General features: G+C 70.7%; 4 protein-coding genes and 1 rRNA gene. 1 reads left to right on the forward strand and 4 read right to left on the reverse strand.

Annotated features, from left to right (window positions below; translation table 11 throughout):
- A partial coding sequence (locus ACIKT0_RS10430) for a circularly permuted type 2 ATP-grasp protein (RefSeq protein ID WP_407105285.1) occupies positions 1 to 1,606 on the reverse strand: 1,606 nt, incomplete at its 3' end.
- Positions 1,607 to 1,675: 69 nt separating this feature from the next.
- A complete protein-coding gene (locus ACIKT0_RS10435) occupies positions 1,676 to 4,999 on the reverse strand; it encodes a transglutaminase family protein (RefSeq protein WP_407105286.1) in 3,324 nt (1,107 codons plus the stop codon).
- Positions 5,000 to 5,158: 159 nt separating this feature from the next.
- Here ACIKT0_RS10435 and ACIKT0_RS10440 point away from each other — a divergent pair, with 159 nt between their 5' ends.
- Complete coding sequence (locus ACIKT0_RS10440) at positions 5,159 to 6,244, forward strand: zinc-binding metallopeptidase family protein (protein ID WP_407105287.1); 1,086 nt, start codon at positions 5,159 to 5,161, stop codon at positions 6,242 to 6,244.
- Here ACIKT0_RS10440 and ACIKT0_RS10445 read toward each other — a convergent pair.
- The gene (locus ACIKT0_RS10445) at positions 6,241 to 6,429 is read right to left on the reverse strand and encodes a hypothetical protein (protein WP_407105288.1); all 189 of its coding nucleotides are present in this window, start codon (positions 6,427 to 6,429) and stop codon (positions 6,241 to 6,243) included. The two genes, ACIKT0_RS10440 and ACIKT0_RS10445, sit on opposite strands and share 4 nt — an antisense overlap.
- A 564-nt stretch (positions 6,430 to 6,993) precedes the next feature.
- Positions 6,994 to 7,068, reverse strand: a 23S ribosomal RNA gene (locus ACIKT0_RS10450); the annotation flags it as partial.

Consider the following 7,068-nt stretch of genomic DNA (forward strand, 5'->3'; position numbering starts at 1 on the left):
GCCGCCAGGAATAGAACGAGGTCAGCAGGGCCGCCGTGACCGTCATGATGAAGGCGTAGGTCCCGAGCAGGGATACCGGCCGCTCCGGCCGGTCCGACGTCACCCACACGTCCACCGAGCGCCCGCCGGACTGCATCGTGACCGCAAGCGGGTCCGTCGAGCTCGAGACCCGGGCGAAGCCGCCCGGCATCACGCTCCAGCCGTCCGCGTGGCGCGCGAGGTAGACGCGCAGCGTCACCGGCCGCGGCTCGAGCCTGCCTTCGGAGAACATCGGGGCGGTCGAGAGCCCGACGAGCTCCTGCGCGACCACGTTTCCCGGATCGTTCGCAAGGTCGTCGAGCAGCCGCTCGGACGGCGTGCGCCGCATGCCGAGATCGAGCGGGCGGCGATGCTCCTCATCCTCGACCGTCTGCGGAAAGGCGCGCGCGATCGACAGCCGCTCGAGATGCGTCTTGACGTAGTCTCGCTCGGCCTCCTGGCCGCACCACCAGGTCGCGACCGTCGGCAGCCGGAGCTCCTCGTCCAGCAGGGCCTGCGCCAGCGCCGGCTGGAACGCGAGCAGCGCGCGGGTCTCGAGGATTCCCGATCCAAGCGCGTTGACCATCTCGACCGCGCCCGCCCGCACCGCGCGCACGAGCCCGGGCGTTCCGATGCGCGAGCGCGGGTGCAGTTCGAGCGGGTCGGCGAAATCGGCGTCGAGGCGGCGCCACAGCACCCGGATGGGCTTGGCGCCGTCGACGGTCCTGACCACCACGGAGGAGCCGTGGACCGCCAGGTCCCCGCCCTCGAGCAGCAGGAAGCCGAGATAGCGGGCCAGATAGGCGTGCTCGAAATAGGTCTCGTTGTGCGGCCCGGGCGAGAGCACGCCGACCCGCGCGCCGCGGCCGTCATCAAGCGCGTTCAGGGTCTCGCGGAACTTCTGGAAGAAGCCGGCCAGCCGCTGCACCTTCAGGTCGCGGATCAGCTCCGGGAAGGCGCGGGCTGTCGCGACGCGGTTCTCCAGCGCGAAGCCGGCGCCGGACGGCGCCTGGGCGCGGTCGCCGAGCACCCACCAGCGGCCGTCGGGGCCGCGGCCGAGATCGACCGCGATGAAGCGGATCAGCGGCGATCCGGACGCCGCCTGGTTCGCGAGCGGCCGCAGGAATTCGGGATTGCGCCCGAGCAGGGCCGGGGGAAGCACGCCGTCCGTGAGCAGCCGGCGCTCGCCATAGAGGTCGGCTATCAGCCTTTCGAGGAGGAGCGCGCGCTGCGCGAGGCCGGCGGCGAGCTCGGTCCATTCCTGCTGCGCGATGATCAGCGGCGGCTGCGCCAGCGGCCAGGCCCGGACGTCCTCGCCGCCGCGCTCGGGGCCGCCATAGATCCGGTAGTAGACGCCGGCCTCGCGCAGATATTGCGCGGCGCTGGAGAAGCGCAGCTCGCGCTCCGGCTCGTCCATCGCGGCGAGCGCGGCGATCAGCGGGCGGTAGTGCGGCCGCACGCCGCCTTTCGCGTCGACCGCCTCGTCGAAGACGCCCGCCGGCGGCCGGTAGCCGCGGAGCAGGCCCGCGGAGGGCCGTTCATCGGGAACGGATGGCGTCGGCGCGTCGGCGGTTGACGATCGGGGCACCGGCTGGGGCTCCAGGGCGAGCGGGCGGCGTCATGCCGCCCGCCGGCGAAACTTGGCGACCGCGACCGGTCAGCCCGTGAGGCCCGCCGGCCGCCTCAGATCGAGCGTGAGCGGGAATTGGGCGTTGAGCGGCTCGCGGGCCGGCTCGAAGGCTCCGGGCGTATGCCCGATGTCCTGGAAGCGAGCAAGCCGGCGGGCCTCCGCCTCGTATGAATTCACCGGGAAGGAGTCGTAGTTCCGGCCGCCCGGATGGGCGACGTGGTAGACGCAGCCGCCGATCGAGCGCTTCGACCAGCGATCGTAGATGTCGAAGGTCAGCGGCGCGTGCACCGGGGTGGTCGGGTGCAGGCCCGTCGCCGGCTGCCACGCCTTGAAGCGCACGCCGGCGACCATTTCGCCGCTGACGCCCGTGGGCGCGAGCGGCACGAGCCGGCCGTTGCAGGCGACGGCGTGGCGCGCCGGATCGGCGTTCTGGAGCTTCACCTGCAGCCGCTCGACGGACGAGTCGACGAACCGGACCGTGCCGCCGATCGCGCCGGTCTCGCCCATCACGTGCCATGGCTCGAGCGCCTGCCGCAGCTCCAGCGCAAGCCCTTCGCGCTCGATCCGCCCGCAGAACGGGAAGCGGAACTCGGCCTGCGCCTCGAACCATTCGGGCCGCAGCGGATAGCCCGCCCAGCCCAGGTCCGCGAGCACGTCGAGGAAGTCCGCCCACACGAAGGCCGGCAGCATGAAACGGTCGTGCAGCTGCGTGCCCCAGCGGGCGAAGGAGCCTTCCGCCGGCTGTTTCCAGAAGCGGGCGATCAGCGCCCGGATCAGCAACTGCTGCGCGAGGCTCATGCGCGCGTCCGGCGGCATCTCGAAGCCGCGGAACTCGACCAGCCCGAGCCGGCCGGTGGGCCCGTCCGGAGAGTAGAGCTTGTCGATGCAGATCTCGGAGCGATGGGTGTTGCCCGTGACGTCGATCAGCAGGTTGCGGAACAGCCGGTCGACCAGCCAGGGCGGCGGCGGCGCGCCGGCGCCCGGCGGCGGCACGTTCGCCATCGCGATCTCGAGCTCGTAGAGCCCGTCATGGCGCGCCTCGTCGACGCGGGGCGCCTGGCTGGTCGGGCCGATGAACAGGCCGGAGAACAGGTAGGACAGCGACGGATGGCGCTGCCAATGCAGGATCAGCGACTTCAGCAGGTCGGGGCGGCGCAGGAAGGGGCTGTCGAGCGGCGTCGCGCCGCCGACGACGACATGGTTGCCGCCGCCGGTGCCGGAATGCTTGCCGTCGATCATGAACTTGTCGGCGCCGAGCCGCGACAGCCGCGCCTCCTCATAGACGCCGGTGGTGATCGCCACCGCCTCGCGCCACGAGCCGGCAGGATGCACGTTGACCTCGATGACGCCCGGATCGGGCGCGACCCGGATGACGTTGACGCGCGGGTCGGGCGGCGGCGCGTAGCCCTCGATCTGGATCGGCAGGCCCTGCGCCTCGGCCGCGCCCTCGATCGCCGTCAGCAGATCCAGATAGGCCTCGATCGACTCCATCGGCGGGATGAAGACCGAGAGCTTGCCGTCGCGCGGCTCGACGGTCAGCGCCGTGCGCACATAGCCGACGATCTCGTCCTGCGCGGCCGGCAGCGCCGCAGCGGCGGAGGGCTGCTCCGGAACGCGGATCTGCCGCTGCTCGTGGCCCAGCGCGATCTGGTCCGGGTCGGGCAGCGGGTCGAGCGGCCGCGTCGGATCGGCCGGGAAGAAGTAGGGGAACTCGGACTTCGTCAGATAGGACAGCGAGCCGAGCGGCAGGCGATAGCCGACCGGACTGTCGCCGGGGCTGAGGAACAGCTTGTCGCGGCGCGTCGACCAGCGCTCCGAGACCCAGCGGATCGCCGGCGCGGCCTGCCAGGGCTGGATGGGCAGCACGTAGCCGGTCGGCGCATTGAGCCCGCGGTCGAACACGCGGGCGATGCGGGCGCGCTCCTCCGGGTCGGCGAGCCTGGAATTGGAAGGGTCCACGTTGTCCGGAAGCTGCGCCTCGCGCGTCAGCCAGTACGCCGGGTCCTCATAGGCCGCCGTGACGTTCGCGGCCGGCACGCCGAGCCGCGTGGCGACCTCGGTCGCGAGCGTCTCGGCCGCGTGGGCGTCCACGGCGTTCGAGGCGCGCTCGCGGGCGATCAGCTCGGCGTTCTTCCAGATCGGCTTGCCGTCCTTCCGCCAGTACAGCGAGAAGGTCCAGCGCGGCAGGGTCTCGCCCGGATACCACTTGCCCTGGCCGTAATGCAGGAAGCCGCCGGGCGCGAAGCGGTCGCGCAGCCGGCGGATCAGCTCGTCCGCCAGCGCCCGCTTCTGCGGTCCCGTGGCGTCGGCGTTCCACTCGGGCGACTGGAAGTCGTCGATCGAGACGAAGGTCGGCTCGCCGCCCATGGTGAGCCGCACGTCGTTGCGGACGAGCTCGGCGTCGACCGCCTCGCCCAGCCGGTCGAGCTCCTTCCAGCTTTCCTCGGAGAACGGATAGGAGACGCGCGGCCGCTCCGCGATGCGGGCGACCGACATGGAGAAATCGAACTCGACCTCCGCATAGCCGGCGGCGCCCGAGATCGGCGCGGCCGAGCGGTAGTGCGGCGTCGCCGCGAGCGGCACATGGCTTTCGCCGGTCAGCAGGCCGGAGGTGGGATCGAGCCCGATCCAGCCGGCGCCCGGCAGATAGACCTCCGTCCAGGCGTGCAGGTCGGTGAAATCGTGGTCCGTGCCGGGCGGCCCGTCGAGGGCGACGAGGTCCGGCTTCAGCTGGATCAGGTAGCCGGACACGAAGCGCGCCGCGAAGCCGAGATTGCGCAGCACGTGGACCAGCAGCCAGGTCGAATCGCGGCAGGAGCCCGACGCCTTCCGGAGCGTCTCCTCCGGCGTCTGCACGCCGGGCTCCATGCGGATCAGGTAGCGGACCGCCTGCGAGACCGTCCGGTTGAGGCCGACCAGAAAGTCGATGGTGCGCGGCTCGCTGCGGTCGAGTCCGGCGAGGAAGGCCTGCAGCTCCGGCCCGGCCGGCGGCGTCTCGAGGTAGGGCGCGAGGTCGGTCCGCAGCGTCTCCTCATACGTGAAGGGCCAGGTCTCCGCGCCCTCCTCGAGGAAGAAGTCGAACGGGTTGTAGACCGTCATGTCGGCGAGAAGATCGACCTCGATCTTCAGCTCCGTGGTCGGCTCGGGGAAGACGACCCGGGCGAGGTAGTTGCCGAACGGGTCCTGCTGCCAGTTGAGGAAGTGGTTCGCCGGCGAAATTTTCAGCGAGAAGGACGGCACGCGGGTGCGCGAATGCGGCGCCGGCCGCAGCCGGATGACCTGCGGCCCAAGGACCACCGGGCGATCGTATTTGTAGTGCGTGACGTGGTGGAGAGCTGCGAGGATCGACATGCGTGGCGCGGCGCTCCGGGTTGGCGGCGTGCAGCTTAGTGGGCTTTCGCGACGCAGCAAGGCTGATCGCGACGGCCGGCAGGGCATGTCCGGAACTGTTTAACGCCCCGCGGCATTGTCGGGCGCCGGACACAAACCGCCGCGTGCAAAGGACGTTCGATGAAACTGTTTTCCTGCCCGTCCTGCGACCAGGTGGTGTTCTTCGAGAACGTCCTGTGCGAGCGCTGCAACCACGCGCTCGGCTACGAGCCGGAGACCAACGCGATGCTGGCGCTGGAGCCGGCCGACGACGGCGGCTGGGTCTCGGTCGGCCGCCACGCGGACGGTAGGCCGTGGCGGTACTGCGAGAACTATGCGCACGGCGCCTGCAACTGGCTGGTGCCGGGCGAGGGCGAGGGCGGCTTCTGCCTCGCCTGCCGGCACAACCTGGTCGTGCCCAATCTGGGCGAGGCCTCCAACGTCGCGCTCTGGCAGAAGATGGAGATCGCCAAGCGCCGGTTGTTCTACACGCTGCTGCGCCTGAACCTGCCGCTCGTGACGCGCGAAGAAGATCCGGAAGGGCTCGGCTTCGAGTTCCTCAGCCACGACCCCGAGAATGGCGTCCACGTCATGACCGGGCACGACAACGGCCTGATCACCATCGCGCTGGCGGAGGCCGACGGCGCCGAGCGCGAGCGCCGCCGCACCTCGATGGGCGAGCCCTACCGCACGCTGCTCGGCCATTTCCGGCACGAGATCGGCCACTGGTACTGGGACCGGCTGGTGCGCGACGGCGGCCGGCTGTCGGCCTGCCGCGCCGTGTTCGGCGACGACTCGCAGGATTACGGCGAGGCGCTGAAGCGGCACTACGCCAACGGGCCCAAGCCCGACTGGCAGCTTCACTTCGTGTCGTCCTACGCGGCCGCGCATCCGTGGGAGGACTTCGCCGAGACCTGGGCGCACTACTTCCACATCACCGACACGCTCGACACCGGCCGGGCCTGGGGCTTCGTGGTGAACCCGCGCGAGGACCACGAGGATCTGCTCACCGCGATGATCAATTTCGACGTCTATTCGCCGAACACCACCATGGCGAACATCGCCGAATCCTGGCTCGCGCTGTCGGCGGCGCTGAACGCGCTGAACAGGTCGATGGGCGCGCCTGATCCGTACCCGTTCGTGCTGACCGAGCCGGTGATCCACAAGCTCGGCTTCATCCGCGACCTCGTCCACGGCCGCGTGCCGCAGGACGGCGCCGCCGGCTAGCCCGGGCGCCTGAACCAGAGCCGGACCGCGAAACCGAGGAGCGCGACGGCCGTCGCGGCCGTCGCGGCCCCTTTTCCGGCGCCGGGAAGGCCGATCTGCGCATCCGCGCCTGACAGCCAGAACACCCATAACGTCGTCAGAAGAAGCGCTGTCCAGACCACCAGCGCGCGATCCGTCAAGACCATGACCGAGTCCTCTTCTCCGGGGGGCGGGTCGCCAGCCGATTGATCGCGTCGGGCTCCGGGGCGGCCATAGGCGTCGCGGCGGGAGCCAGGCGTCCCGCAGACCGACGGGCGGCGAGCGTCCAGCTCAGGCCATAGACCGCGAGCAGCGGGAAGTAGTAGCGGGGATAAAGATCGCCGAGCCAACCATACTCGGCGTAGCGCTGGTAGGCGAAGGCGAGGTGGACGGAGAGCGTCGCGACCGTCGCGAGCGTCGCGGCGCGCACCAGCGTGGACGCCACCGGCCGCGCCTCCCGCTCCCGGGGCAGAAAGGCCACGATCGCCGTCGCGCACATCGCCATCAGCAGCGCCAGATGGACGAAGCTGCGCCCAAGCTGCACCGCGAACAGCGACGGCGCGTCGGCCAGATAGGCGGAGAGGCTCACGCGCGGCAGCCTGTCCCAGCCGAATTCGGCGATGTAGTCCTTCAGCATCTGCGTCTGCCCGGCGGTGCTCGGCGCTGGCGAGCCGTAGCTTCGCCACAGGATCAGGTACGGGACGGCCAGCGCCAGGCCGGCTGCCGCCAGAGCGATCAAGCCAATCGAACGATTAGTACCGGTAAGCTTCACGTGTCGCCACGCTTCCACACCCGGCCTATCAACG

It is taken from the genome of Hansschlegelia beijingensis (assembly GCF_045505405.1).
GTDB lineage: Bacteria > Pseudomonadota > Alphaproteobacteria > Rhizobiales > Methylopilaceae > Methylopila > Methylopila beijingensis_A.